Consider the following 26,898-nt stretch of genomic DNA (forward strand, 5'->3'; position numbering starts at 1 on the left):
GCGGCCCAGTCGTCGCCTCATCGCCAGTCTGGCCTCGCCCCTCGCGGGGCGAGGGTTTCGCTCTCCTGCCGGAGAGCGAGTTACTTCTTCTTGCTTGCCCAAGAAGAAGTAACCAAGAAGAAGGGCCCCCTGCGCGGCGCCCTCCGCAGCCTTCGCTGCTGCGGGTGCGTTGAGGGCTGGCCGGGCTTTTCGACAGGGCATCCATGCCCTGATCGAAAAGGCGGGGACATCCCTGTCCCCGCCCGCCTTTGGCGGCCTGATCGTCCAGCCCTCACCGCCGCGAAGGGAACCCGGCAGATCAAGAGCAACGCGGAGCGTCGCTTCGCTCGCTCTTGTGCCGCGGTACCGCACTTCTCCTTCTCCCCGCCGGGGAGAAGGCGGGATGAGGGGCGGGTGCTCGCCACCACACAGCAAGTGTCAAAGCCCCGCGCAAACAGGGCGCCGACCCGTGTGGATACAGCCGCACTAGCCCCTAACTACCGCTTGCAACCCCTCCCCATCGCCCTCAACTTGTCATTCCCCTCACCCGTCTTTCAGGCACCATGCCGGTCTGGCATGGCAGGACTTCCCATGATCTTCCGTTGGTTCGAATCGCTGATCGATGCCTTCAAGGAGCCGGAGGAGGGCATGCCGCCTGCTTCCGTCGGGCGGTTTTACGTGTTCTATCTGCGGCAGGTGTGGCCGGTGTTCGCGGCGGCGATCGTGGTGGGGTTCGGCGTGGCGATTGTCGAGGTCGCGATGTTCGGCTTCATCGGGCGCATCGTCGACCTGGCCAAGGGCGCGCCGGGGGCGGATTTCTTTCGCGCGCACGGACGCGAGCTGCTGTGGATGGGCGCGGTGACGCTCGTGGCAAGGCCGGTGCTGATCGGTCTGCATGACTTGCTGGTCAACCAGGCCATCGTGCCCAACCTGACCAGCCGCATCCGCTGGCAGAACCATCGCTACGTCATCCGCCAGAGCCTGGGTTTCTTCCAGAACGACTACGCCGGGCGCATCGCCAACCGCATCATGCAGACCGCCGGTTCCCTGCGCGAATCGGCGGTGCAGATCGTGGATGCGATCTGGTACGTCACCATCTACACCGGCAGCGCACTGGTGATGTTCGCCCAGGCGGACCTCTGGCTGGCGGCGCCGCTGCTGGCGTGGCTGGGGGCGTACGTGGTCACGCTGGCGTATTTCGTGCCGCGCACCAAGGAGCGCTCCTGGAAGCAGTCGGAGGCGCGTTCGCGGCTGATGGGCCGCATCGTCGACGGCTACAGCAACATCCTCACCCTCAAGCTGTTCGCGCATACCCGCCGCGAGGAAGCCTACGTGGCCGAGGCCATGGGCGAGCAGATCCAGCGCATGCGCGCGATGACGCGGCTGACCACGGCAATGGACGCCACCATCGCCACGCTCAACGGCTTCCTGATCGTGGGCACGTCCGCGCTGGCGATCTGGCTGTGGAGCGAGGGGCGGGTGACCGTGGGCGCGATCGCGCTTTCCACGGGACTGGTGATCCGCATCCACAACATGTCCGGCTGGATCATGTGGGTGGTCAACGGCATCTTCGAGAACGTCGGCACCGTGCAGGACGGCATCGAGACCATCTCCAAGCCGCGCCAGGTGCAGGACCGCCCCGGCGCCGTGCCGCTGCAGGTGACGCAGGGCGGCGTGCGCTTCGAGGACATCCACTTCCACTACGGCAAGCAGGGCGGCGTGATCGCCGGCCTGGACCTGGTGGTGTGCCCCGGCGAGAAGATCGGCCTGGTGGGGCCCTCCGGCGCGGGCAAGTCCACCCTGGTGAACGTGCTGCTGCGCCTGTATGACCTGGAAGGCGGGCGCATCCTGATCGACGGGCAGGACATCGCGCAGGTGGAGCAGGAAAGCCTACGCTCGCAGATTGGCGTGGTCACGCAGGACACCTCGCTGCTGCACCGCTCGATCCGCGACAACTTGCTGTACGGCCGTCCCGGCGCCACCGACGACGAGATCCGCGAGGCCGTACGCAAGGCGCGCGCGGACGAATTCATCCCGCAGCTCACGGACGGCGAGGGTCGGCACGGCTACGACGCGCACGTGGGCGAGCGCGGCGTGAAGCTCAGCGGCGGCCAGCGCCAGCGCATCGCGATCGCGCGCGTGCTGCTGAAGGACGCGCCGATCCTGGTGCTGGACGAAGCCACCTCCGCGCTGGACTCGGAAGCCGAAGCGGCGATCCAGGACAGCCTGGAAGTGCTGATGCGCGGCAAGACGGTGATCGCGATTGCCCATCGCCTCTCCACCATCGCACGCATGGACCGGCTGGTGGTGATGGACAAGGGCCACATCGTGGAGACCGGCACGCATGCCGAGCTGATCGCGCACGGCGGACTCTACGCCCGCCTGTGGAAGCGCCAGACCGGCGGCTTCGTGGCGGCGGAGGACGATGCCGTCGTCGCCTGATGGCATGATCGCCGGCGAACCTCGCGTTCGTCCCGCGCCTTGTGAACTGCAGCAAATTTGCGAAAGCCGACGACACCGCTCGTCGGCTTTTTGCTGCCGGCAGCGCCATGCAAGCTTGTTCCGCCAACGCGCGCTTCGTAAGTTGAAGACAACCTCACAAGGATGTGATCCATGCGGATTCAAGCGTGGCAGCGAGGCGTTTCGCTGATCGAAGTGATGATCGCGGTGCTGGTCTTCAGCGTCGGCCTGCTCGGCCTTTCCGGCTTGCTGGTGATGGCGGTGCGCTCCAGCCATGCGGCCTACCTGCGCACCCAGGTCACCTTTCTCGCGGGCAGCATGATCGAGCGCATGCGCGCCAACCCAATCGCGGTATGGCGCGGCGACTACGACGGCGAGGCGACTGCCGACGGCTCCGCTGCGTCCTGCAGCACCGCCGCCTGCACGCCGACGGAACTGGCGGCGCGCGACCGCTCCGCATGGGCCGGTTTGCTGGCCAGCACAGTGCCGGATGCAACCGGCCATATCCGTTGCGACCGCGCTCCGGCAGGCTTCGCGCTGACGCCGCAGCAGATCGGCATGCGCCCGCCGTTCGGCGGCAGCTGTGCGATGAGCGTGCGGTGGACCGAGCGTCAGGTGGGTGACAAGGACCACGGCGGTGCAGCCAAGCAGACCTTCGCCTGGATCTTTCAGCCGTGAGCGGCGGACGTCTCCGGCCCTGCGGCCAGCATGGCGTCACCCTGGTCGAGCTGCTGGTCGCGATGGCGCTCGGCCTGATGGTGGCGGCCGGCATCGTGTCGGTATTCCTTTCGACCTCCGGCAGCCATCGCGTGCAGAGCCAGATGGCACGACTGCAGGAAGACGGACGCTTCGCCATCACCCGGCTGGTGCGGGACTTGCGCATGGCCAACGCGCAGTACTGCACGCCCCCGTCCGGCGTCCACAGCGCCGACGACGAACCCCGGCCCACGCGGGCACCGATGGTGCAGGCCAGCGCACTGAACGAGGCCTTGTCGGACCTCACCACGCCATGGGGCAGCGCTCCGTATCCCAGTCGGCCGACCAGCCCCTACCGCTTTCCGCCGTTCCTGACGATGCGCGGCTACCAATGCGGCAAGGCGTCGTGCACGCCGCGAGCCCCAGCCAGCCTGCCGCCGCCCGGCAAGGAGAACGGCAGGCGCGTGGTGGGCGCCGACGTGCTGACGCTGCGTTATCTCGACATCTCGGGAGGTTGGGCGCTCGGCGGCGCCAGCACGGCAAGCGTTACGGCGGATGGTTTGCTCCACCACGTCACGGTGGCGCCGGGACAGGGCGAGCCCGCCATCGCCGAGGTCTACCAAGCCGGCGATCTGATGATGTTGGCCGACTGCTCCGATAGCCAGATTTTCTCCGCGAACTTGCAGGGCAGCGCGTTCTATCCCGACGCGTCCGATACGGGCCTCAATCTGGCGACGCCGGTGATGCCGCCTCAGCTGTCCGCGCCGCGCCTGTTCGATTTCAATCGCGATTTCCATACCACCACCTACTACCTGCAGGTCGTGGAACTCGGCGACGGCAGCGCCACGGGTGCGCTGATGCGCCGTGACAACGGCGAAGCCAGCGAAGTGGTGCGCGGCGTGGAGCGGCTGGATTTCCTCTACGGCGTGGAGGACGCCGGCGGCGGCACGCGCTACCTCACCGCCAGCGAGGTCGATGATCGCGCTGGCGGTACCATCGCCTGTCCGCCCGCTCCGCCGGACACGCCCGGCGATGGCTACGGCTGCCTCTGGCGCGCAGTGAAGAGCATCGAAGTGCACATGCTGGTGAGCGGCCAGCAGGTGCACGGCACGCTCACCGCAGACGAACAGCGCTACGCGTACAGCATCGACGGCGATACCGCACCCATGGCGCCGGATCACGCCGGACGCGCCGTCGCACCCGCCGAGCAGGGCTTCGACCATCGCATGTTGCGGCGCGAGTTCAGCGCACTGGTGTCACTGCGCAACGACAGCCCGTAGCTGCGCGCTTCGGGGCCCATGGCCCGAATGCAGGCTTAGGCGTGGCCAAGGAAGTCAGGCAAAGCGGTCGAACGCGCGGCGTGCCGAAGCACTCGTGCCTGCGTAAAGGCCATCACGTTTCTCAGGAGAGAACCATGTCGATATCCGGGTCGCGGCCACGCGGCATCGCCCACCAACAACGCGGCGTCGCGCTGATGGTGGCGCTGGCCTTCCTGCTGCTGCTCACCATGCTCGCGGTGAGCGCCGCCGGCCATGCGTCGCTGCAGGAACGCATGGCCGGTGGGCTACGCAACGCACAGCTGGCCGAACTCGCTGCGCAAACGGCGCTGCGCGGCGCCGAATGGCGGCTGTGGAAGGCGGCGCAGGCGGGCCAGATCCGCTGCGGTGTCGCGCCGATCGCCGATTGCTATGTGTACGACCCCGCACGCCCCAGCAAGCACGTCCAGGATTTCCGCAGCAAGGAAGGCTGGGTCACGAAGGGCGCCACCGAATACAAGGGCGGCGACGGCAGCCAGGACTACACCATGCCCACCGGCAGCGGACTGGCCGAGGACGCGCGCCGCACCGCCGCGCTCGCGAGGAACCCGTTCTACCTCATCGAGGACCTGGGCCCTGAGTTCGCGCCCGGCGCCGGGCCGCCGCACGAAGGCGATGCCACCAGCGACGCAACCACCGAGCCGCGCCCGACCGGCCGCCACATCTACCGCATCACCGCACGCGCCACTGGCGGCAGCGAGCACGTCGTGCGCGTGGCCGAAAGCATCTTCGCCGCCAGGGGCGAATGACGTGCAGCAAGCCGAGATCAAGCAGTGCTAATGACCGCAAAACGCATCCGCCGTATCCACGGCTTCACCTTGATCGAGCTGCTGGTGGTCGCCGGCATTATCGCCATTCTGGCCGCGCTGGCCGTGCCCGCGTATGGCCGCTACACCTATCGTGCGCGCCGCGTGGAAGGCAAGGAATTGCTGCTGCGCATCGCCCATGCACAGGAGCGCCACTACGCCACCTTTCATCGCTACGGCAAGTTGGCCGATCTCGGCTTCGCCGATCCGGCGCCGTCAGCGAAAGCCCATTACCAGGCGACGCTGGAACTTCCTTCGGGCGCGAATCCGCAGTCCTATCTCGCGACGGCCTCTCCGCAGCAGGCGCAGGCGAACGATGCCTGCGGCACGCTGGCGATGGACGACACGGGCAGGAAGACGCCCCCGCCATCCGATGGTCCGGCCAACAGCAACGGCGCCTGCTGGTAACCATGCGAGGCGGCGATTGGCAGGCAACTTCCGTCCGCATCGAAACCGTTATGGATGCGGGCCGGGCACCGACGGGCCAAGCAGCCGCTCGCGCAAGCCGGAGTGGCGCAGCGTCAGCTGTTTCGCGGATCGTTCCACCACGGCGTCCGCGCTCAGCAGCGTGAACCGTCGCCGCGCGCGCGTGATGCCGGTATAGAGCAGTTCGCGGGTGAGTACGCCACTGGTCTGGTCGGGCAGTACCAGGGCGGTGTGTTCGAACTCCGAGCCTTGCGACTTGTGCACCGTCATCGCGTAGACCGTTTCAAGCTCGCCCAGGCGCGAAGGTAGCACGAAGCGGATGCGTCCTTCCTCCGCGCCGTCGGTGCCCGCGGCAAGGAAGGCCACGCGCAGGCGCAGTTCGCCGTCCGCGCCGGGCACGCGCAGGGCGATGCCCACGTCGCCGTTCATCAGGCCCAGCTGGTAGTCGTTGCGGGTGACCAGCACCGGCCGGCCTTCGTACCAGTGATGGACGGGATCGATCAGGCGTGCGCGCTGCAGGATCTCCTCGACCTGCCGGTTGAGCCCTTCGGTGCCGTAAGGCCCGCGCCGGAGCGCGCAAAGCAGCTGGAAGCGGCCGAAGGCTTCGAGCACGTGGCGTGCCCAGAGCGCATGCGTGTCCTGGTCGGCGCCGGGCGCGGGACGTTCGCGCCGTAGCAGCTCGAGGTAGCCGCGATAGCCGGCCGGTGTGTCGCCATCGTCCGCGAAGCGTTCGGCGCCGCCGTGCAGCACCAGCTCGGCGAGGTCGCTCGGGCCTGCGGTGCGGGTGATCCACGCAATGTCCGGCTGAGGCGACGCGAACAGTAGGCGCACGCCGTCCACGTCGCCGGCATTCACCGCCTGCGCCAGCCGGCCGATGCCGCTGTCGGCGCCGAAGCGGTGGCTGTGCCGCAGCATCACCACCTGCTGGTCGAGCGGGCGGGCGTCCGGGGCGACCCATGGCGTGACGTCGTCGCCGGCGACTGCGCGCAGCCAGGCCGCGGTGTCCTGGCCGTAGTGGCCGGCTTCGGCGCGCCGGCACAGGTCGCCGAGCACGGCGCCGGCTTCCACCGAGGACAGCTGGTCCTTGTCGCCGAGCAGCACGAGGCGCGCGTTCGGCGGCAGGGCGGCGAGCACGGCGGACATCATTTCCAGGTCCACCATCGACGCCTCGTCGATCACCAGCACATCCAGCGGCAGCGGGTGCCCGGCATCGTGGCGGAAGTGCCGCGTGTCGGGGCGGGCGCCGAGCAGGCGATGCAGCGTGTCGACCTGGGCCGGAATCGCGGCGCGCGTCGTGTCGTCCACGTCCAGCCTGGCGAGCTGGCCCTGGATGGAGGCGTGCAGGCGCGCGGCGGCCTTGCCAGTGGGTGCCGCGAGACGGATGCGCAAAGGGCGCTCGCCGTCGCGCAGGCGCAGCGTCTGCCACAGGCCGAGCAGCCGCACGACGGTGGTGGTCTTGCCCGTGCCCGGGCCGCCGGTGATCACCGTGAAGGCGCCGCGCGCAGCCAGCGCACAGGCGACGCGCGGCCAGTCGGGCGAGGCATCGCCGGGAAAGAGGCGGGCCAGCTCCTCGCGCAGATGGACCGGCGCCGCATGGGGTAGCGCAAGCCGATCGAGGATGGCTTGCGCGACCTGCCGCTCATGGTTCCAGTAACGGCGCAGGTACAGGCGTGCGCCGTCCAGCACCAGGGGCGAGGCGCCGTCGCAGCTGGCGATCCAGGCGGGCGGGTGGTCTTCGCGCAGGATGCGCGTCACTGCGTCGCGCCACGCGGCGGGCCAGGCCTGCTCTTCGGCCAGCGGCTCCCAGAGCGACAGGTCCAGGCACAGATGGCCGTCCGCGACGCGCCGGCTCAGCAGTGCCGCCAGCAGCAACCAGGCGGCGTCAGCGCCGGCATCCTGTTCGGCGAGGAAGCGCGCGAATGCCGTGTCGAGCGGGCGCAGGCGTTCCTGCGCCTCGGCGGCATCCAGCAGTGCCAGGCGGACGTCATGCGACATCGGCGCGCTCTCCCTCGGCGAACAGCCGGTCCATCGCCTCGATCAAGGCCAGCGGCAGCCGCTCGTAATGAACGCCATGGCCGGCGCCGTCGATGCCGCGCAGGTACAGGTACAGCACGCCGCCCATGTGGCGTTCGTAGTCGTAGTCGGGCAGCCGCGCGCGCAGCTGGCGGTGCAGGGCGAGCGTGTAGAGCGCGTACTGCAGGTCGTAGCGCTCGCGCAGCACCGAGTCGCGTACCGCTTCGGCGGTGTAGGCCGCGGTTTCGGCGCCGAGCCAGTTGGATTTGTAGTCGGCCACGTAGTAGCGGCCCTCGTGTTCGAACAGCAGGTCGATGAAGCCCTTGAGCATGCCGTTGAGCCGGTCTGGCAGCAGCGGCAGACGCGGGCGCGCGTCGAGCGTGCCGGCGGTGACGAGGCCATCCAGTGTGCGTGTTTCCACGCGGTTAACGGCGAACCAGAATTCCAGTTCGACGCGATAGCGCGACGGGTCGCGCAGATCGGCCAGCGCCACCGCGCGCCCGTCCGCCAGCGGCAACGGCGTGCGCAGCAGCGCGGGCAGCCAGTCGGCGAGCATCGCCGCATGCGCCTGCCAGCCATGGCGCTGCACGCGCCGGTGGATGAGATCGGCCAGCGCTTCCGGATGCGCCGCGACGTCGGCGAAACCTTCCCCGGCCGCCCATTCCAGCAAGTCGTGCAAGAAGGTGCCGGCCACCGCGCCGCGCGGAAAGGCGTGGATGCCGCGGCCTTCCGGCGCCGCGATCGCCGCCGCCGGCTGTTCGGCGCCGGCCTCGGCCAGCACGTCCTGCGTCGGTGTTTCCGGTGCGGCGGGTGCTTCGCCGGTTTCTTCATCTTCGGCATAGCGCAATACGCTGTAGCTGGCGATCCACCAGCGCTCGCCGGGGCGGCTGGCGTAGTCGCGCGCCGGCTGCGTCGCGGCGGGTTCCTCCGCCGGCGCATGGACGATGCGCGGCGCAGGCGTCACCGGCAGCGCTTCGACGGCGATCGCTTCCTCGCCGCCGCGCAGTTGGAGCAGGGCCGGCAACAACGCCGACGGTTCGATCGGCGCGCCGCCGGAGAGCAGGTAGCCGAAGGCCGATTTGTGCAGGGATGACTGTTTCGCATTGCCCACGCTGACGCAGGCCACGCCCACCCAGCAGGCATAGCGCGGGCGCGTCAGTGCCACGTAGAGCAGGCGCAGGTCCTCCTGCAGGCGCTCGCGCTCGGCCTGGGCGACGGCTTGGTCGTCGGGCTCCAGGTCCATGTGCGCGTTGCCGTCGGCGTCGTGCCAGACGAATCCGTCGCTGCGCTTTACCTCGCGTGCGGCACAGGCGAAGGGAAGCAGCACCAGCGGATATTCCAGGCCCTTCGACTTGTGCACGGTGACGACTTTGACCAGTTCGGCCTCGCTCTCCAGGCGCACGATCTGTTCCTCGGCCGTGTCGCCTTGGCCGGCGGTGGCGTCGGCGACCTGCTCGGCGAGATGCCGGATCAGCGCGTGCTCGCCGTCCAGCGAAGCGGCGGCCTGCTGCAGCAGCTCGGCCAGGTGCAGCAGATTGGTGAGCGCGCGCTCGCCGCCGTCGTGCGCGAGCAGGCGCGAGGGCAGGTCGAACGCATGCAGCAGGTCGTGCAGCATGGCGAGCACGCCGTGGCGCTGCCAGGTGTCGTGGAAGCGGCGGAAGCGTTCGCCGCAGGCTTCCCACCAGCGTTCGTCGGTATTGAGGCGTTCCAGCTCGGCGTAGCCGCGATTGAGGCTGGGCGTTGCCAGCGCGGCGCGCATGGCGCGGTCGGAGCCGGGCTCGGCGCAGGCTTTCAGCCACAGCAGCAGGTCGGCGGCTTCCGGCGAGCCGAACACCGAATCGCGGTCGGACAGGTACACGCTGCGCAGGCCGGCCTGGCGCAGCGCGGCGCGCATGGTCGCCGCCTCGCGCCCGTTGCGCACCAGGATCGCCACGTCGCCCGGCGCCAGCGGTACCAGCATGCCGTCGGCGGCGAAACCGCAGCGCTCCTCGCGCGCGGCATCGAGCAGGCCGGTCAGCCAGGCCGCCGCCTGTTCGGCCATGCGCTGGCGATACGCGGTGCTGCCCACGCACTGGCCTTCGTCGAGCACGGCCAGCTGCAGCGCGGGCAGCGGCGTGCCGTCGAGCAGCAGTTCGGCGTCGCGTCCGCGCGCGCCGACCGGGTGGAACGGCAGGCCGCGCCCGTTCGTACCGAAGGCGAACGCGCCGCCCGGATGCCGGTCGCCGTGCTCGAACACACGGTTCACCGCGCGCACCAGCGAAGCCGTGGAGCGGTGATTGGTGTCCAGCGTCCATACCGGCGGCGCCGCAGCGGCGCGGGCCTGCAGGTAGGTGTGGATGTCGGCCCCGCGAAAGGCGTAGATGGCCTGCTTCGGGTCGCCGATCAGCAGCAGCCCGTGCTCGGGGCGATCCGCGTAGATGCGATGGAAGATGCGCCACTGGAGCGGGTCGGTGTCCTGGAACTCGTCGATCAGCGCGACCGGGTATTGCGTGGCGATGGTGTCGGCCAGCCGCGCGCCGGCGGGGCCGTGCAGGGCGTCGTCCAGCCGCCGCAGCATGTCGTCGAAGCCGAGCAGGGCGCGCTGGCGCTTGACCAGGTCCAGTCGCGCGGCGACCCAGGGCGTGGCGTGGGCGAGTACGAGAGGGCGGGCGCGCTCGAGCTCGTGGCGTGCTTGCAGCAGGTCGGCGATCGCTGCGAATGCCTCGTGCGCGGGCGCGGTGCGGTTCTTGTTGGCCGCGCCGTCGAGGTTGGACGGCGTGTAGCGGCTCAGCAGTCTGTCGTCGGCGTCGGCGCCATCCTCGGCCCAGGCGCGTAGCTCGGCCAGCTCCGCGGCGACGCGATCGGGCGGATAGCTGCGCGCGTTGAGCGCCTTGGCCCGCAGGGCTTCGTCGAACAGGGCCTCGATCGTCGGCCGGCCGGCCAGCCAGAGCCGGCGGGCATGTGCCTGGGCAGCGTCGCGGCGCGCCAGCGGCGCTTCCAGCACCGCGCGCAGGTCGGGCACGTCCGGCAGCGGCTGCCCGTGCAGGCGCAGATGGTCGGCTGGCTGGCGCAGCAGCGGGCGCAGGGAGAGCTGCAGCGCCTGCGGTTCCTGCCACCAGCGCGCGAGCAGGGCGGCGCCGTCGCGTTCCAGCGGCAGGCAATGCAGGCGCCAGTAATCGCGCACGGCCTCGGCCAGCAGATCGCTGTCGTCCGTCTCGATGTCCTGCACGAACGGGTGTCCGCTGTCGAATGCGTGCTGGGCCAGCATGCGCTGCGCCCAGCCGTGGATGGTGTGCACGGCGGCCTCGTCCATCCATTGCGCGGCCAATTCCAGTTGCCGGGCGGCCGTGGCGCGCGCACCCTCGTCCGGGTACTCGCCCATCAGCGCGGCAAGGAAAGGATCGGCTTCCGCCTGTCCGCGGAACACGCCGGCCGCTTCGGCCAGGCGCGCGCGGATGCGGTCGCGCAGTTCCGCGGTGGCTGCCTTGGTGAAGGTGAGCACCAGGATCTGCGCCGGCAGCAGCGGTGCGCCCGTGCCGTGACCCAGCACCAGTCGCAGGTACAGCGCGGCGATCGTCCAGGTCTTGCCGGTACCCGCGCTGGCCTCGATCAGGCGCACGCCGCGCAGCGGCAGGCGCAGCGGGTCGAGCGGAGCCATGGCGGCACTCATGCTTCGTCCCCGGTGCGCAAGCTATCGGCCAGCGCGCGATAGGGCGGCAGCCAGCGCGTGAAGCCAGCGTCTAGCATCGCCTGGAAATCCGGCCATGCGCGCTGCAGGTAGGCGTCTTCGTCCACCTCGGCGGTGCGCTGTCCGCTGTCGTCGCGGTCGTAGCACTGGCGCGCGGCTGCGGCCGCGTCCTTGCCTTCGCGCTCGCACTGGATCCAGGCGAACGCCGCCTTGCGCGACATCGGCAGCGGCGCGCGCATGCCGGCCTGGAGCGCGCCGAGCAGATCGTCCAGCAGCTGCCGCGCCAGGTCCGGCGGCAAGGCGGGGAAACACGCCTGCGCGTCGAGCGCGACGACGCGCGTTTCCACCGTCATACCGCCGGCGTGGGCGAACAGGTGGGCCACCCAGGGGCCGATGAGCTTGTCGAGCCGCAGGGTGCGCGTGCGCGCCGAGCGCAAGGCGCCCTGGACCAGTTCCAGGCGCACGTAGTCCGTGCCGGCTTGTCCTGGCCCAGGGCGGCGCAGATCGGCCAGCCAATCTTCCAGTACGAGGCCGTGTGCCGCGTGGTGCAGCTCGAACTTGTCGTCCACGCGCGGCCAGCGCAGGTCGGCGGCCTGCCATTGCGTGGCGAGCGCGCGTGCTTCGCCGGCGATGTTCTCGCGCCACAGTTCGCCGAAACCGCCGACCGGCAGCCGGCCCTGTTCGCCGAGCCGGCGCACCGCCGCATCCACCGTCGCCGGAGGTGCTTCGGGCGAGGCGATGGCCGCCTGCAGCGCGGCCTGGATCGCCTGGTGGCGTTCCAGGCCGTCGAGCGCGAAGGGTTCATCGTCCGGTGCCTCCGCCTCCTCGCCGCCGAGATAGACCTTCAGCCGCTGATTGAAGAAGAAGCGCACCGGGCGGGCGAGGAAAGACTGCAACTGCGCGAGCGCGAGCGGCGCCTCCGGCTGCCAGGGGGCGAGTTCCGTGGGGCCATCCGGCGCCGCCGCCAGGCGATGCGCCTGCTGCCATTCGCGTGCATAGGTGAAGATGCGCGGATCGCGGTCGGCGCCGAAATAGCGGCGGCTGAAAGGCTGCAGCGGATACTCGACGGTCAGTTCGGCCAGCAGCTCGCCGTCGCCTTCGGCCGTGCGCCAGCCGGCGGCGAGATAGTCGCGCAGCTGGCCGATCAGTACCGATGGCGGCAACGGCGTGTTGTCGCGGGCGCTGCGGCCGATCCAGCTCATGTGCAGTGCATCGCGCGCCGAAAGCAGCGCTTCCAGGAACAGATAGCGGTCGTCTTCGCGGCGGGAGCGGTCGCCCGGCAACGACTGGCCCGGCTGCGCCATCAGGTCGAAATCGGCCGGCACCTGCTGGCGCGGATAGTCGCCGTCGTTCATGCCCAGCAGGCACACCACGCGGAACGGAATCGCGCGCATCGGCATCAGCGTGCCGAAGCTCACCGCACCGCCCATGAAGCGCTGCGAGAGGCGACTGGCGTCGATGCTTTCCAACCAGTGCTCGCGCACGATGTCCAGCGGCAACGGCTCGTCCAGCGCCGCTTCCGCGCAGGCCTCCTGCCAGGCGTCCAGCGTCTCGTCGAGGCGGCCGAGGCGGTCGCCATCGGTGTTGTCGTCGGCGGCGAAGAAGGCGGCGAGCAAGGCGCGCAGGCGCGCCGTCCAGGTCGCCGGCGTGGCGGGCGCGCGCAGTTCGCGCCAGCTCTGTTCCAGCTGGTCGAGCAGGCGGCTGAGCGGGCCGAGCAGGCTGGCGTCGAGGCCGCCGACTTCGCCATAGGGCGCGGTGTCGTGCCATGTGTCGCCATGGCCCACCGCATAGCCGAGCAGCAGGCGGCGCAGGCCGAACGCCCAACTATTCTGCGCCTGCGGCGGCAGGCCGAGGCTTTCCTTCTGCGCACCGTCGAGGCCCCAGCGGATGCCGGCGCCCTCGATCCAGCGCCGCAGCGTGGGCAGGCCGGTGTCGTCGAAGCCGAAGCGGCGGCGCAGCGCCGGTACGTCGAGCAGGTCGAGGATGTCGCTCACCGTGAAGCGTGATTCGGGCAACGACAGCAGGTGCTCTAGCGCGACCAGCAGCGGCGCCGCGCCGCGGTCTGGTTGGTCGGCTACTGAATAGGGCAGGTGGCGCGGGTCGTCCGGCGGAATGCGGCCGAACACCGCCTGCACGTGCGGCGCGTAGGTCTGGATGTCGGGCACCATCACGATCACGTCACGCGGCGCCAACGGACGGCCCTCGCGTTCGGCACGCTCGAACAAGGCGAGCAGTTGGTCGTGCAGGACCTCCACCTCGCGCTGCGCACTGTGCGCGACGTGGAAGCGCAGCGAACCGTCGCCGGCACGCCAGGGTTGGCGCTGCGCGGGATCGGCCGGCAAGGGTTCCAGGTCGAGGATGGCCTGCTGCACCTGGTGCAGCAGCGTGTCGCGGCCCGGGTCGGTGAACAGGTCGATGCCGGGGCTCCAGGCGGCGAAGCGGCGGCGATAGCGTTCCGGCTGGTCGAAGCTGTCGAGCAGCCGGATGTAGTCGCGACCCTGCTTGCCCCAGGCAGCGAGCAACGGGTTCGCGTGCAGGTGGAGGTCCTCATAGCGCGGTTCGTCGGGCAGCCCGGGCTTGCTTGGCTGGCGGCGCTGCTGTCCGCGCAGCAGTTCGCGGTCCTCGACGATGTCGGCCCAATAGTGGCGGCAGGGGTTGCCTACCATCAGCAGCACTTGGCAATGCCGGGCCAGCGCGGTGAGTGCTTCGAGCGTCTGCAGCGGCAGCGAGGAAATGCCGAACACCACGATGCGGCGCGGCAGCCGCGCCGGACGCGCGGCGAGCGCGGCGGCACGTTCGACGAAGGCCTCGTGTACGGCCGCGCGATGACTGTGGCGTGCCGCCGGGCCGACGTCGTCCAGCAGCAGGCGCCACAGCCGCGCCTGCCAGCGCTGGCCCGGCGGAAGCGGCGAGCGGCGGCCACGCCAATCGTCGGCCAGCACGTCGGCGCCGCGTTCCCAGTCGGCGAGCCAATGCGCGCGGTAGACCTGGTACTGGTCGAACAGGTCGGCGATGCGCGCGGCGAGCTGATGGCGCTTGCGCCAGTCCAGGCGTTCGCCGAGGAAGTCGCGCAGGGGGCGGAAGTCGGGATCGTCCAGGTGGCGCGGGATCAATCGCAGCAGGCGCCAGGTGAGGCGCGACTTGTCGAACGGCGACGTCGACGGCACGGCCTCGCGGCCAAGCACCGCGCGATACGCGTCCCACAAGAAGCGGCCCGGCAGCTGCACCTGCACCGCCGCGCTGATGCCCAGGCCACCTTCGCCCGGCGGTCGCGCCAGGGCCAGCTTCAGCCACTGCGCAATGCCGTTGCTCTGCACCAGCATGAGTTCGTCTTCGAGCGGGCGCAGCGGCGTGCGCTGGATCCAGGCGACCAGCAGATCGCGCAGGTCCTCCAGGCGGTTGCCATGGATGACCATCAGGCCCGGCTCGATCGGGACGTCGAGTGGCAGTGCCAGGGTGCTCGTCACGGCCGGCGGCGCGAAGAAGGGATCATGAGGCGGATTGTGGCGGACATCGGAGTAAGGGGCGAGTGGCGGCGCTGCGGCCACATCCTTGCTCGCGCAGATTCCGGCCGGCGCGGCGGCGCGCGACGGCTTGCGCATTCCGCGTGGCCTCTAAACGAACATCGCCGCATGCGGTGAGGCATGCGGCGATGGGTGTTGCGGGTGAAGCTTGGCAGTGGGCCCACGCGTGTTTCGTGCGCGGGTGGCGCATTGTGATGCATTGCATGTGGTCGATGTCAATAGTTCGCTTGCATCGAGACGGTTCGAGGTCGATGGGCGAGCGCACGTTTCGGTGGTCATGCATGCCATGCGCGCGCCTCGCCGAACACCTCGGTCGACGTCGTCGTCACGCGCCGGACGCGTGACCGGGAGCTGCCGGTCAGAACGTATAGCGCGCGCGTCCGTACCAATACGCGCCATTCACGCCGATCGGCGAAATGACGTCATACGGGAAGTTGCCGGCGTAGTTGATGTCGTCGTTGGAGCGCGTCGGGTACTGGTTGGTGAGGTTGTATCCGCCGAGCGCCACGCTGAATCGCGGGGTGAGGTGCAGCTCTGCCTCGGCGTCGAGTTGCCAGCGGGCGGCGTAGGTCTGCCGCGGTTCGAAGCCGCCGCCGAAATCGAAGACGCGCACGGTCGAGCCCTGCCGGGTGACGCGGCCGAGCAGGGACCAGCGGCGGTTGCTCCAGTTCGCGCTGAAGGAGCCTCGCTGCCGCGGCGCCGCGTCGACCAGGGTGTTGCGCTCCTCGTCGCCGAACAGCACGTTGCCCGCGCCGGTGGCTTCGAGTTCCGGCGGCGTGGCGCGCACGGCGCGGATGTCGGTGTGGTTGTGGCTGTAGGCAAGGGTGAGCAGCAGATGGCCGCCGGCCCAGGGCGTGCGGTAGTTGCCCACCAGCTCGGCGCCGCGCGTGCGGGTGTCCACGGCGTTGGTGAAGAACGCCACGCTTTGCACGCCGGGTACGCCGAAGCGCTGCAGGATGTAGTCCTCCAGTCCCGCGCTGTCGATGGTCTCGGACAGCGTGACGCGATGGTCGATGTCGATCTGGTAGGCATCGAGGCTGAAGTCGAAGTGCGAGCCCACCTGGCCGGTCAGGCCCACGCTGACATTGCGCGAGGTCTCCGGCTTCAGCGGCCGCGCCCCCAAGCCGCGCGCGATGGGGTTGTTCACCGACAGGATGCGGCCGGTGACCAGCTTGCCGTCCGCGCCATAGCCGCTGGTGGTGGATTCGAAACCGATCTGGCTCAGCGAGGGGGCGCGGAAGTTGTTGGAGGCGGCACCACGCAGGGCGAAGCCGGGAGCGAATTCCCAGCGCGCGCTGAGCTTGCCGCTCCAGTTGCCGCCGAAGTCGCTGTAGTGCTCGTAGCGTGCGGCGGCGTCGACGAAGAAGCGGTCGGTGAGATCGCTGGAGACCTCCGCGTAAGCCGCGCGCACGTTGCGCGACAGGCGGGCGGCGTCCTGTGGCTGCAGACCGCCGCCGGCCTGTGCGCCGACCGGGGCATCGGCGTACGGACCCGCGGCATAGGAGGCCGGATCGCCTGGCAGGGTGCGGAACTGCTCGTGGCGAAACTCGGCGCCCAGCGCCAGGGTGAGATAACGGCTGCCGATGGCGAACTCGCGGTTGCCGTCCAGGTTGGCACTGCCCTGGTTGAAGCGATAGCTGCCGATATGGAAGTACGTCGGGCTGTCCGGACCCAGCGACGCATTGAGCGAATGCCGCAGGTCGTAATCGAAGGCGTTGCTGCCCCAGTTAAGGCTGCCGTCCACATTCCAGTCAGCCAGCTTGCCGCGGATCCCGGCGGCGGTCTGCACGTCGCGGTTGCTGCCGATGGATTCCGGGCGATAGCCGCCGGGATAGATCGACGCCACGTTGGCGCTGCTGTCGGGGTAGCGGAAATAGTTGTCGCCGATGGTGTGGCGTTGCGTGTACGTGCCGAACCAGTAGAGCCGCGCGCCGTCGCCCAGCGGCAGTTCGCTGTTGAGCCAGCCGCTGTAGTTTTCCGACTTGGGGTCGCCCGCGGCGTAGTTGCGCTTGCCGCGCAAGGCCAGGTTGGCGGGCGTGGGGTCGGCCAGCCAGTCCGGCACGGTGTCGAGGCCGGCCCGGTTGGTGGCATCGCGATGAGCCGCCTCGATGCCGGCACGGAAGAAACCGGTCCCGGCGAGGCGCGTGCCGAACTTCGCCGCGCCGTAGCTGCTGTTGCCGTCGGTGATGGTGCGGTCGGCCGGACTGAAATGCGTGTGGTTGGCGCCGTAGGTGGCAGTGACCTCGCCGCCCTCCGGAGCGTCGTCCAGGATGATATTGACCACGCCGGCGATGGCGTCCGAACCGTATTGCGCGCCGGCGCCGTCGCGCAGCACTTCCACGCGCTTGATCGCGCTGATGGGGATCGCGTTGAAGTCCACCGGGGTGGTGCCGCGTCCGATCTTGGTGTCGGTGTTGACCAGCGCGGAAGTGTGGAAACGCTTGCCGTTGACCAGCACCAGTACCTGGTCGGGCGATAGCCCGCGCAGCTGCGCAGCACGTACGTGGTCGGAGCCGCCGGAGTTGGACTGGCGCGGGAAATTGAACGAAGGTAAGAGCGTGGCCAGTGCCTGGCCCAGCTCGCCGTTGATGGCGCCGGCCGCGCGCAGATCGTCCTGGCTCAGCACGTCCACCGGTACCGGGGATTCGAGCGCGGTGCGGCTGCTGGCGCGCACGCCGGTCACCACGACCTGGTCCAGCGTGCGGGCCTGTCCGGTGCCGGCGGACTGCCAGGCCTGCGCCTGGGCGGCGGACACGAGGAGGACGATCGCGGCGGACAGGCGGGTGCGGCGGTACTTCCGGAGAGGGGCGGACATGGGATTCCTTGGATGTCAGGACAGCGTGACGCACCGCGCCTCAGGCACGGCAATGGATGACGCAGATGGGGTGCCCAGGTGCGGCGGGCGCGGGATCAGCGCCCGGCGTGGCGGTTCAGCGTGGACAACATCGCCGACGCATGCGTTCGGCGCGCAGCAGGCCAGTTTGTCCGTTGAGCGGCATGTTCACGATGCTGGGCGCGAAGAGGCGATGGCGGCGGGGAGGGAGAGAGGCCACGCATTTGTTGCATTGCGGCAGTTTCATGTCAATACTTTCTTGCGAATTCGCGACGGGCGTCTGAGGCTCTATCCGTCTGGACGTCCAAATCCCACCAAGGACTATCGATGCCATTTCAGCGCGCGCTTGCCGGTGTGCTCGTTCTCGGACTGCTGACGGGCTGCGCGGCGCAGCCACCCACGACCTCTGGCGCCACCTTGCAGGGCGACACCGCGCATCCCGCGGCGACGGCGGGTTGGGTGGAGACGCGGCTGTACTTCGGGCTCGGCCTGGTCGACAAACCCGATAGCGGGGTGAGCGAACAGGCGTGGCGCACCTTCCTGGACCAGGAAGTGACCAGCCGCTTTCCCGATGGCCTCAGCGTGATCGACGTGTATGGACAGTGGCAGGGCAAGGGGCAGCCTTCGCCCGAGCGGCTGCGCTCCAAGCAATTGGTGATCGACTATCCCGATACGCCGTCCAACCGCGCCAAGGTGGAAGCGATTCGCGCCGCATGGAAGAAGCGCACCGGCGATCAGTCGGTGTTGCGGGTGACGCAGCCGGCGGATGTTTCTTTCTGAAACGCGATTTCTTCGTCCGGGTTCTTCCGGCCTATCCAGCGCCGCGCGATGATGCCGGCGGCCTTCCACAGGTAACTCGCTTCCCGTGAACGAACCGCATCCGCGCCGCTGGCTTGCGCCCGGCGATCTCAATGGCTTCCTCGGCCTGGTGGTAGACAACCTCTCCATCATGGCTTTCCTCGCCACCGCCCTGATCGGCCTGTTCGGCTTTCCGGCGGACATCGTGTTCCTGCGCATGTTTCCCGGCACGGCGCTGGGCGTGCTGCTGGGCAATCTGGCCTACACCCGCATGGCGCATCGCCTGGCCGCACGCACCGGACGCGACGACGTGACAGCCATGCCCCTCGGGCTGGATGCGCCGACCAGCATCGGCATGGCGCTGCTCGTGCTCGGCCCCGCGTTCCTGCACTTCAAGCAGGGCGGCATGGACGAAGCGGCGGCGGCAACGGCCACGTGGCAGCTGGGCATGGCCTCGCTGGTAGTGATGGGTGTGCTGAAGTTCGTGCTCTCGTTCTTCGGCGGCGCCGTACAGCGGCACGTGCCGCGCGCGGGCCTGCTGGGCTCAATCGCCGGCATCGCGCTGGTGCTGATGGGTTTCCTGCCGCTGGTGGAGATCATGAAGGTGCCGGTGGTGGGTTTCGCCGGCCTGGGCGTGGTGCTCTACGCGCTGGTGGCGAAGGGGCGGCTGCCGTTCGGCGTGCCTGGCGTATTGGCCGCGTTTGCGGTCGGCGCCGTGCTCTATTACGTGCTCGGTCCGCTGGGCTGGCTGGGCACGGGTTACCACGCGCCCGCGGCGTGGACCTGGCGTTTCGCGCTGCCGCTGCCGAACCTGCAGTGGATCGGCGGGCTCGCCTACACGGTGCCTTATCTGCCGCTGATCCTGCCGTTCGGCTTGCTCATGGTCGTGGGCGGCATCAACGTCACCGAAAGCGCGCGCGCGGCGGGCGACGAGTACCGCACCCGTGACATCTTGCTGGTGGAGGCGCTGGCGACCCTGGTCGCCGGTGTCTGCGGCGGCGTGGCGCAGACCACACCATACATCGGCCAGCCGTCGTACAAGGCGATGGGCGCGCGCAGCGGCTATACCTTGCTGACCGGCATCGTGATCGGACTGGGCGGTGTGTTCGGCTATCTGTCCAACCTGGTGGAGCTGGTGCCGCTATCGGTGCTGGCGCCGATCCTGGTGTTCGTCGCGATCGGCATCACCGTTCAGGCCTTCGAGGCGACGCCGATCCGCTATGCGGCGGCGGTGGTGTTCAGTTTCTTTCCGGCCATTGCACGCATGGTGACGATCAAGCTGAGCGATCCGACCTACGTCGCGCCGGACCGCTTCGGCGCGCTGTTCGCCCAGGACACGCACGGCATCGCCGAACTGGCGGTGATCACCATCCTGGGCAACGGCTTCATCATCACGTCGATGGTGTGGGCGAGCTTCGTGGTGGCCTTGATCGACGGCAAGACGGGCCGCGCGGCGCTGATCCTGCTGCTGGGCGGTGCGCTCACCTTGTTCGGCCTGATCCACTCGGTGGATCCCGCCGGCGGCGTCTATCTGCCCTGGCTGCTGGATGCGGCATCCAGCAGCAGGGTCTGGCAGTTCGCAGGAGCTTACGGGGTGCTGGCGGCGGTGTTGCTTCTGCTCAGCGTGCAGCGGGGGAAGGCGTCGGTGGCGTGAAGGCGGACGACCGGTCGCGCTCTGTGCGGCAAGCGGCTCCTCAGGCCTCGGGCGTCAACGACGTTAGCCCGATGCGCACGTGAAGAAGCGGTCTTCGGAAAGAGACGATCGACAGCGGATGCATCAAAAAAAGGGCCCGGCATGCCGGGCCCTTTGCATTCACGGACAAGCCGCGCCAATCAGTCGCGCGATTCCAGCGCCTTGTTCAGGCGCAGCGCGCCCAGCGTGCAGATCGCGCCGGACAGCAGGTAGATGCTCACCGCGCCCAGGCCGAACTTGCTGGACAGGCCCAGCGCCACCAGTGGGGCGAAGGCGGCGCCGATCAGCCAGGCCACGTCGGTCGTCAGGGCGGCGCCGGTGTAGCGGAAGCGGATCGGGAAGTTCGAGGTCACCGTGCCGGCGGACTGGCCGTAGGACAGGCCCAGCAGGGCGAAGCCGATCAGGATGAAGGCGTCCTGCGCCACACGGCTGCCGCCGAGCAGCCAGGGGGCGAAGAAGCTGAAGATGCCGATCAGGAAGGCGAGGGTGCCCAGGGTGGTGCGGCGGCCGATGCGGTCGGCGATGAAGCCGGACGTGACCGTGCCCAGGATGCCCACGCCGGCGCCGATCACCTGGATCAGCAGCACGTCGTTCACCGACTGAGTGGAGCCCAGGGTGATCCACGACAGCGGGAACACCGTCACCAGGTGGAACAACGCGTAGCTGGCGAGCGCGGCGAAGGCGCCGAGGACGATGTTGTAGTCCTGCTTGCGCAGCATTTCGATGATGCCGATAGGCTCGAGCTCGCGCTCCTCCATCGCCTGCGTGTATTCCTCCGTCACCACCAGGCGCAGGCGGGCGAACAGCGCCACCACGTTGATGGCGAAGGCCACGAAGAAGGGATAGCGCCAGCCCCAGCCGAGGAAGTCCTCGCTGGACAGCTGGGTATGCAGGAACAGGAACAGCGCACTGGCCAGCATGAAGCCGATGGGCGCGCCCAACTGGCCGAGCATGGCGTACCAGCCGCGCTTGCCTTTGGGCGTGTTCAGGGCGAGCAGCGAGGGCAGGCCGTCCCAGGAGCCGCCGAAGGCGATGCCCTGGAGGACGCGGAAGAAAGCGAGCAGTGCGATGGCGCGCCAGCCGAGCGTCTCGTAGCCCGGCAGGAAGGCCATGCCCACGGTGGCGCTGCCGAGCAGGAACAGCGCGGCCGTCAGCTTGGTGCCGCGGCTCCAGCGGCGCTGGATGGCCATGAACAGGGCGGTGCCGAACGGGCGCGCCACGAAGGCCAGCGCGAAGACCACGAACGACAGCAGCAGGCCGTGCAGGCGGTCCCGGAATGGGAAGAACACCGGGGGGAAGACCAGCACCGACGCGATGCCGAAAACGAAGAAGTCGAAATACTCCGACGCGCGGCCGATGACCACGCCGACGGCGATCTCGCTGGGGGCGACGTTGGAATGGCCGGGCGCCGGCGACGCATCATCCTGCGCCGGGCCCGCGGTTCCGTGGTGATCAAGTGTGCTCGACATCGCCATGCTGAAACTTGTGGACTTGGGGGGAGGTTCGCGTAAGGATCGCACTGGCGGCTTCCAACCGCCATGAGACAAAGTGTCCTATTCCGCGGCGCAGCACGCATAGGTTAACTTTTTCGGTCTCCCCATGCTTCGGCTTCCCTTCCGGCCCATGTTTTCCAAGGCTCTTCGCGGACTGCTGCTTCCGGCCGTCCTGCTGCTGGCAGGCTGCCAGACCGTGCTGATGTCGCCTTCCGGCGACATGGCCGCCCAGCAGCGCGACATCATCCTCATTTCCCTGGTCCTGATGCTGCTGATCGTGGTGCCGGTGATCGGGCTGACCCTGTTCTTCGCCTGGCGCTACCGGGCCTCCAACAAGAAGGCCACCTACAAGCCGGACTGGGACCACTCGACTGTGCTCGAGCTGCTGATCTGGTCGGCCCCGCTGCTGATCATCATCGCACTGGGCGCGCTGACCTGGGTGAGCACGCACAAACTGGACCCGTTCCGCCCGCTGGAGCGCATCTCCGCGCAACGTGAGATGCCGGCCGGAGTGAAGCCGCTGACCGTGGAAGTGGTGGCCATGGACTGGAAGTGGCTATTCATCTACCCCGAGCAGGGCATCGCCACGGTGAACGAGATGGCCGCGCCGGTGGATCGCCCCATCCAGTTCAAGATCACGGCCTCGACCGTGATGAACTCCTTCTTCGTCCCTGCGCTCGCCGGCCAGATCTACGCCATGCCGGGCATGGAGACCAAGCTGCACGCGGTGATCAACAAGCCGGGCGCCTACGACGGCATTTCGGCGAACTACAGCGGCGCCGGCTTCTCCGGCATGCGCTTCAAGTTCCTCGGCATGAGCGAGAGCGAGTTCGAGCAGTGGACGGCCAAGGCGAAGGAGGGCGCCGCGCTGACGCGCGAGAGCTACCTCGCGCTGGAGAAGCCCAGCGAGAACGAGCCCGTGCGCCGCTATGCCAGCGTTTCTCCCGATCTGTACGGCGCCATCGTCAACATGTGCGTCGCGCCGGGCACTCCGTGCATGCACGAGACCATGGCCAAGGACGCCGCCCGTGCCGGCAAGCCCGGTGGCGAGCACGACATGGAACACATGGAGCACTGATCGTGCGCCGCCCGACCCATCCGCATTGCGCCTTTCCGGGTGTTCAAGATGTCTGATCCCGATTTTTCCAAGCTGATTTTCGGCCGCCTCACGTGGGAGGCCATCCCGTACCACGAGCCCATCCTGCTGGCCACCTTCGCCGCCGTGGCGATCGGCGGCCTGGCCCTGGCGGGCGTGATCACCAAGTACCGCCTGTGGGGCTACCTCTGGCGCGAGTGGTTCACCAGCATCGACCACAAGAAGATCGGCATCATGTACATGGTGCTGGGCCTGGTGATGCTGCTGCGCGGCTTCGCCGACGCCGTCATGATGCGTCTGCAGCAGGCGGTCTCCTTCGGCGACAACCTCGGCTACCTGCCGCCGCACCACTACGACCAGATCTTCACCGCCCACGGCGTGATCATGATCTTCTTCGTGGCGATGCCGATCGTGACCGGCCTGATGAACTACATCGTGCCGCTGCAGATCGGTGCGCGCGACGTGGCCTTCCCGTTCCTCAACAACTTCAGCTTCTGGATGACCGCCAGCGGCGCCGTGCTGGTGATGGCCTCGCTGTTCGTGGGCGAGTTCGCGCGCACGGGCTGGCTGGCCTATCCGCCGTTGTCCGGCATCCTGGGCAGTCCCGACGTGGGCGTGGACTACTACATATGGTCCCTGCAGATAGCAGGTGTCGGCACCTTGCTGTCCGGCGTCAACCTGCTGGTGACCATCATCAAGATGCGCGCGCCGGGCATGAAGCTGATGCAGATGCCGGTGTTCACCTGGACCGCGCTGTGCACCAACGTGCTGATCATCGCCGCGTTCCCGGTGCTGACCGCCGTGCTGGCGCTGCTGTCGCTTGACCGGTACCTGGGCACCCACGTGTTCACGAACGAACTGGGCGGCAACGCCATGATGTACGTGAACCTGATCTGGATCTGGGGCCATCCGGAGGTCTATATCCTGATCCTGCCGATGTTCGGCGTGTTCTCCGAAGTGGTGTCCACCTTCGCCGGCAAGCGTCTGTTCGGCTACACCTCGATGGTGTACGCGACGATCGTGATCACCGTGCTGTCCTACCTGGTATGGCTGCACCACTTCTTCACGATGGGCTCGGGCGCGAGCGTGAACTCGTTCTTCGGCATCACCACGATGATCATCTCGATCCCCACGGGCGCGAAGATCTTCAACTGGCTGTTCACCATGTACCGCGGCCGCATCCGCTTCGAGCTGCCGATGATGTGGGTGGTGGCCTTCATGGTGACCTTCGTGATCGGCGGCATGACCGGCGTGCTGCTGGCGGTGCCGCCGGCGGACTTCTCGCTGCACAACAGCCTGTTCCTGATCGCGCATTTCCATAACGTGATCATCGGCGGCGTGCTGTTCGGCGCGTTCGCGGCGATCAACTTCTGGTTCCCGAAGGCGTTCGGCTTCAAGCTGGATCCCTTCTGGGGCAAGTGCTCGTTCTGGCTGTGGGTGGTGGGTTTCTACTTCGCCTTCATGCCACTGTACGTACTGGGCCTGATGGGCGTGACGCGCCGTATCAGCCACTTCGAGGATCCGTCGCTGCAGATCTGGTTCCAGATCGCCGCTTTCGGTGCCGCGCTGATCGCTCTGGGCATCGCGGCCATGCTGATCCAGTTCGTGGTGAGCTTCCTGCGTCGCGACAAGCTGCGCGACGTGACTGGCGATCCTTGGAACGGCCGCACGCTGGAGTGGTCCACGTCCTCGCCGCCGCCGGCCTACAACTTCGCCTTCACGCCCGTGGTGCACGACAACGACGCGTGGTGGCAGATGAAGCAGCTAGGCTGGCAGCGTCCGCAGGCGGGCTTCATCGACATCCACATGCCGAAGAACACCGGCGCCGGCATCATTCTGGCCGGCTTGAGCACCGTGCTCGGCTTCGCCCTGATCTGGCACATGTGGCTGGTCGCGGGCGTGGCATTCCTGGCGCTGCTCGGCGTGGCCATCGGCCATACGTTCAACTACAACCGCGAGTACTACATCCAGGCCGGCGACGTGGCCCGGGTGGAGGCGGCGCGCACGGAGCAGCTGGCCAGCCATGTCTGACGTGAAGTCCTACGACACCTACAACACGGTAGCCGCGCCGTTGCGGTTCCACCAGGAAACCGAGCACCATCCGGAGAACGGCACGCTGCTCGGCTTCTGGTTCTACCTGATGAGCGACTGCCTCATCTTCGCCTGCCTGTTTGCGGTATACGGCGTGCTGGGCCGCAGCTACGCGGGCGGCCCGACCGGCGCCGAACTGTTCGAGCTGCCGCTGGTGGCGCTGAATACCTCGCTGCTGCTGCTGTCCTCGATCACGTACGGCTTCTCCATGCTGGAGATGCAGCGCAATCGCGTGGGCGGCACCCTGGTGTGGCTGGGCATCACCGGCCTGCTGGGCGCCGGCTTCATCGGCATCGAGCTGTACGAGTTCGCCCACCTGATCGCCGAGGGCGCAGGCCCGCAGCGCAGCGCGTTCCTGTCGTCGTTCTTCACCTTGGTGGGGACGCACGGCCTGCACGTGAGCTGCGGCATCATCTGGCTGATCACGCTGATGGTGCAGGTGAAGAAGAAGGGCCTGATCGGCCCCAACAAGCGCCGCCTGTGGTGCCTGTCGATGTTCTGGCACTTCCTCGACGTGGTGTGGATCGGCGTCTTCAGCTTTGTCTATCTGATGGGAGTGCTGCCGTGAGCGCGCATACCGACGTCCATGCCGTGCACGACGGCCACGGCCACGACCACCATGGCGATGGTCACGACGACGGCATCGGCCACGTCTCGCTGAAGGGCTACGTGGTCGGCTTCATGCTGGCTGTGATCCTGACTGCCATTCCGTTCTGGCTGGTGATGAGCGGAGGCTTCAAGGATTCGAGCACTACCGCGCTGGTGGTCCTGGGCTTCGCTGCGGTGCAGATCGTGGTGCACATGGTGTACTTCCTGCACATGAACGCGAAGTCGGAGAACGGCTGGAACATGCTGGCCCTGATCTTCACCGCCGTGCTGGTGCTGATCACGTTGAGCGGTTCGATCTGGGTGATGTACCACCTGAACCACAACATGATGCCGGCCCTGATGGATACCCGGAACCTGCCGTGAGCGGGTTCCCGGCGGCACGCTGGCCATGGCTCGGCTAGGCGCCGCCGACGTCACCGAGCGCGGCCCGCGCGGGCCGCTGGCGCTCTCTCTGCTGGCCTTGCTGGCGCTGGCCTGCTTCAGCGGATTCGTTGCCCTGGGTACCTGGCAGGTGCATCGCCTGGCCTGGAAACGCGAGCTGATCGCGCGGGTCGAGCAGCGCGTCCATGCGCCCGCCGCCGAGGCTCCCCGGCCGGCCGAGTGGGCTGGCGTGACCGCGGCGACGCACGAATATCTCCACGTCCGCCTCACCGGCGTCTTCCTGCATGACCGTCAGGCGCTGGTGGCCGCGAGTACCGGTTTCGGCAGCGGCTATTGGGTGATGACGCCGCTGCGCGCGGCCGACGGCAACGTCGTCCTCGTCAACCGTGGCTTCGTTCCCACCGACTGGTGCGGGCGCAATGGGCGCTGCGCCGCCGGGCCGGCGGGCGAGCTCACCGTCACCGGCCTGCTGCGCATGCCCGAGACCCGGGCATTCCTGCGGCACAACGACCCGGCGCAGAACCGCTGGTATGCCAGGGACGTGCAGGCGATTGCCGCCGCGCGTGGCCTGGGCCCGGTCGCGCCGTTCTTCGTGGACCAGGATGCGGATCCCGCGAACGCCGATGCGTGGCCGCGAGGCGGACTGACCGTCACCGCCTTTCCCAACAGTCACCTGAGCTATCTGATCACCTGGTATGTGTTGGCGCTCATGGTCGTGCTGGCCGCGGCCTATGTGGGAAGGCACGAATACCGCCTGCGCCGGAAGCTGCGTGCCGGTGATTGATGCGGAGTCGGCGGGTACCGCCGCCCATCGCGGAACGGAGCGGGCGGGGCGGAAAATGTTCTCGACGGGGCATTGACCTCCCCGGGAACACCCCGTATAGTTTCGCGCTCCCGGCGGGCGGTTAGCTCAGCGGTAGAGCACTGCCTTCACACGGCAGGTGTCACAAGTTCGATCCTTGTACCGCCCACCATCCGAATCGAATGAGAAGGCCACCCTTGCGGTGGCCTTCTCGT

General features: G+C 68.4%; 17 protein-coding genes and 1 tRNA gene. 13 read left to right on the plus strand and 5 right to left on the minus strand.

Translation table 11 applies throughout. From position 1 onward, the window contains the following. Nucleotides 1-573: 573 nt before the first annotated feature. The 5 genes from RKE25_RS08865 to RKE25_RS08885 all read left to right on the plus strand — a co-directional run bounded on the left by RKE25_RS08865 (nucleotide 574) and on the right by RKE25_RS08885 (nucleotide 5,665). Nucleotides 574-2,421, plus strand: a complete 1,848-nt coding sequence (locus RKE25_RS08865; protein ID WP_311842362.1) for an ABC transporter ATP-binding protein — start codon at nucleotides 574-576, stop codon at nucleotides 2,419-2,421. 171 nt (nucleotides 2,422-2,592) lie between these two features. Next, the gene (pilV, locus tag RKE25_RS08870) at nucleotides 2,593-3,117 is read left to right on the plus strand and encodes a type IV pilus modification protein PilV (protein ID WP_311841875.1); all 525 of its coding nucleotides are present in this window, start codon (nucleotides 2,593-2,595) and stop codon (nucleotides 3,115-3,117) included. Then, nucleotides 3,114-4,415 carry a PilW family protein gene (locus RKE25_RS08875; protein ID WP_311841876.1) on the plus strand — a complete coding sequence of 434 codons (1,302 nt, stop codon included), beginning with the start codon at nucleotides 3,114-3,116 and terminating at the stop codon, nucleotides 4,413-4,415. The genes pilV and RKE25_RS08875 overlap by 4 nt, the downstream gene beginning before the upstream one ends. A 134-nt stretch (nucleotides 4,416-4,549) precedes the next feature. Continuing rightward, on the plus strand, nucleotides 4,550-5,200 hold the full coding sequence (locus RKE25_RS08880; protein ID WP_311841877.1) for a PilX N-terminal domain-containing pilus assembly protein: 651 nt from the start codon (nucleotides 4,550-4,552) through the stop codon (nucleotides 5,198-5,200). A gap of 30 nt (nucleotides 5,201-5,230) precedes the next feature. After that, entirely contained in the window at nucleotides 5,231-5,665 is a 435-nt protein-coding gene (locus RKE25_RS08885) for a type IV pilin protein (RefSeq protein ID WP_311841878.1), read from the plus strand. A gap of 48 nt (nucleotides 5,666-5,713) precedes the next feature. Here RKE25_RS08885 and recD read toward each other — a convergent pair whose 3' ends face one another. From recD to RKE25_RS08905, 4 genes are all read right to left on the minus strand, one after another. Continuing rightward, nucleotides 5,714-7,678 carry an exodeoxyribonuclease V subunit alpha gene (recD, locus tag RKE25_RS08890; RefSeq protein WP_311841879.1) on the minus strand — a complete coding sequence of 655 codons (1,965 nt, stop codon included), beginning with the start codon at nucleotides 7,676-7,678 and terminating at the stop codon, nucleotides 5,714-5,716. Beyond that, on the minus strand, nucleotides 7,668-11,345 hold the full coding sequence (recB, locus tag RKE25_RS08895; RefSeq protein ID WP_311841880.1) for an exodeoxyribonuclease V subunit beta: 3,678 nt from the start codon (nucleotides 11,343-11,345) through the stop codon (nucleotides 7,668-7,670). The genes recD and recB overlap by 11 nt, the downstream gene beginning before the upstream one ends. Further along, on the minus strand, nucleotides 11,342-14,830 hold the full coding sequence (recC, locus tag RKE25_RS08900) for an exodeoxyribonuclease V subunit gamma (RefSeq protein ID WP_311841881.1): 3,489 nt from the start codon (nucleotides 14,828-14,830) through the stop codon (nucleotides 11,342-11,344). The genes recB and recC overlap by 4 nt, the downstream gene beginning before the upstream one ends. A 415-nt stretch (nucleotides 14,831-15,245) precedes the next feature. Continuing rightward, nucleotides 15,246-17,702 (minus strand): TonB-dependent receptor, encoded by a 2,457-nt coding sequence (locus RKE25_RS08905; RefSeq protein ID WP_311841882.1) that lies wholly within the window; start codon nucleotides 17,700-17,702, stop codon nucleotides 15,246-15,248. A 345-nt stretch (nucleotides 17,703-18,047) separates the two neighbouring features. Here RKE25_RS08905 and RKE25_RS08910 point away from each other — a divergent pair, with 345 nt between their 5' ends. Together RKE25_RS08910 and RKE25_RS08915 are read left to right on the plus strand one after the other, a co-directional pair. After that, a complete protein-coding gene (locus tag RKE25_RS08910; protein ID WP_311841883.1) occupies nucleotides 18,048-18,500 on the plus strand; it encodes a DUF3574 domain-containing protein in 453 nt (150 codons plus the stop codon). Between the two features lie 85 nt (nucleotides 18,501-18,585). After that, nucleotides 18,586-20,172 carry a hypothetical protein gene (locus RKE25_RS08915; RefSeq protein ID WP_311841884.1) on the plus strand — a complete coding sequence of 529 codons (1,587 nt, stop codon included), beginning with the start codon at nucleotides 18,586-18,588 and terminating at the stop codon, nucleotides 20,170-20,172. Between the two features lie 179 nt (nucleotides 20,173-20,351). On the opposite strand, the gene RKE25_RS08920 is transcribed toward RKE25_RS08915, so the two are convergent. Further along, on the minus strand, nucleotides 20,352-21,680 hold the full coding sequence (locus RKE25_RS08920) for an MFS transporter (protein ID WP_311841885.1): 1,329 nt from the start codon (nucleotides 21,678-21,680) through the stop codon (nucleotides 20,352-20,354). Between the two features lie 154 nt (nucleotides 21,681-21,834). Here RKE25_RS08920 and cyoA point away from each other — a divergent pair, with 154 nt between their 5' ends. The 6 genes from cyoA (at nucleotide 21,835) to RKE25_RS08950 (ending at nucleotide 26,855) form a co-directional block, all read left to right on the plus strand. Continuing rightward, complete coding sequence (cyoA, locus tag RKE25_RS08925) at nucleotides 21,835-22,782, plus strand: ubiquinol oxidase subunit II (RefSeq protein WP_311841886.1); 948 nt, start codon at nucleotides 21,835-21,837, stop codon at nucleotides 22,780-22,782. Nucleotides 22,783-22,857: 75 nt separating this feature from the next. After that, entirely contained in the window at nucleotides 22,858-24,831 is a 1,974-nt protein-coding gene (gene cyoB, locus RKE25_RS08930; RefSeq protein WP_311842363.1) for a cytochrome o ubiquinol oxidase subunit I, read from the plus strand. After that, nucleotides 24,824-25,459 carry a cytochrome o ubiquinol oxidase subunit III gene (cyoC, locus tag RKE25_RS08935; RefSeq protein WP_311841887.1) on the plus strand — a complete coding sequence of 212 codons (636 nt, stop codon included), beginning with the start codon at nucleotides 24,824-24,826 and terminating at the stop codon, nucleotides 25,457-25,459. Before cyoB ends, cyoC begins: the two co-directional genes overlap by 8 nt. Continuing rightward, entirely contained in the window at nucleotides 25,456-25,863 is a 408-nt protein-coding gene (gene cyoD, locus RKE25_RS08940; RefSeq protein ID WP_343215218.1) for a cytochrome o ubiquinol oxidase subunit IV, read from the plus strand. The genes cyoC and cyoD overlap by 4 nt, the downstream gene beginning before the upstream one ends. Nucleotides 25,864-25,888: 25 nt before the next feature. Continuing rightward, complete coding sequence (locus tag RKE25_RS08945) at nucleotides 25,889-26,665, plus strand: SURF1 family protein (protein WP_311841888.1); 777 nt, start codon at nucleotides 25,889-25,891, stop codon at nucleotides 26,663-26,665. A gap of 115 nt (nucleotides 26,666-26,780) precedes the next feature. After that, nucleotides 26,781-26,855, plus strand: a tRNA-Val gene (locus RKE25_RS08950). Nucleotides 26,856-26,898: the final 43 nt, after the last annotated feature.

It is taken from the genome of Dyella sp. BiH032, assembly GCF_031954525.1.
GTDB lineage: Bacteria > Pseudomonadota > Gammaproteobacteria > Xanthomonadales > Rhodanobacteraceae > Dyella_D.

Bases quoted from the DNA above. Each gene is read 5' to 3' on its own strand.
- pilV (WP_311841875.1), top strand. From the start codon at position 2,593: ATGCGGATTCAAGCGTGGCAGCGAGGCGTTTCGCTGATCGAAGTGATG.
- RKE25_RS08880 (WP_311841877.1), top strand. From the start codon at position 4,550: ATGTCGATATCCGGGTCGCGGCCACGCGGCATCGCCCACCAACAACGC.
- RKE25_RS08885 (WP_311841878.1), top strand. From the start codon at position 5,231: ATGACCGCAAAACGCATCCGCCGTATCCACGGCTTCACCTTGATCGAG.
- recD (WP_311841879.1), bottom strand. From the start codon at position 7,678: ATGTCGCATGACGTCCGCCTGGCACTGCTGGATGCCGCCGAGGCGCAG.
- recB (WP_311841880.1), bottom strand. From the start codon at position 11,345: ATGAGTGCCGCCATGGCTCCGCTCGACCCGCTGCGCCTGCCGCTGCGC.
- RKE25_RS08905 (WP_311841882.1), bottom strand. From the start codon at position 17,702: ATGTCCGCCCCTCTCCGGAAGTACCGCCGCACCCGCCTGTCCGCCGCG.
- RKE25_RS08910 (WP_311841883.1), top strand. From the start codon at position 18,048: ATGCCATTTCAGCGCGCGCTTGCCGGTGTGCTCGTTCTCGGACTGCTG.
- RKE25_RS08920 (WP_311841885.1), bottom strand. From the start codon at position 21,680: ATGTCGAGCACACTTGATCACCACGGAACCGCGGGCCCGGCGCAGGAT.
- cyoA (WP_311841886.1), top strand. From the start codon at position 21,835: ATGTTTTCCAAGGCTCTTCGCGGACTGCTGCTTCCGGCCGTCCTGCTG.
- cyoC (WP_311841887.1), top strand. From the start codon at position 24,824: ATGTCTGACGTGAAGTCCTACGACACCTACAACACGGTAGCCGCGCCG.
- RKE25_RS08945 (WP_311841888.1), top strand. From the start codon at position 25,889: ATGGCTCGGCTAGGCGCCGCCGACGTCACCGAGCGCGGCCCGCGCGGG.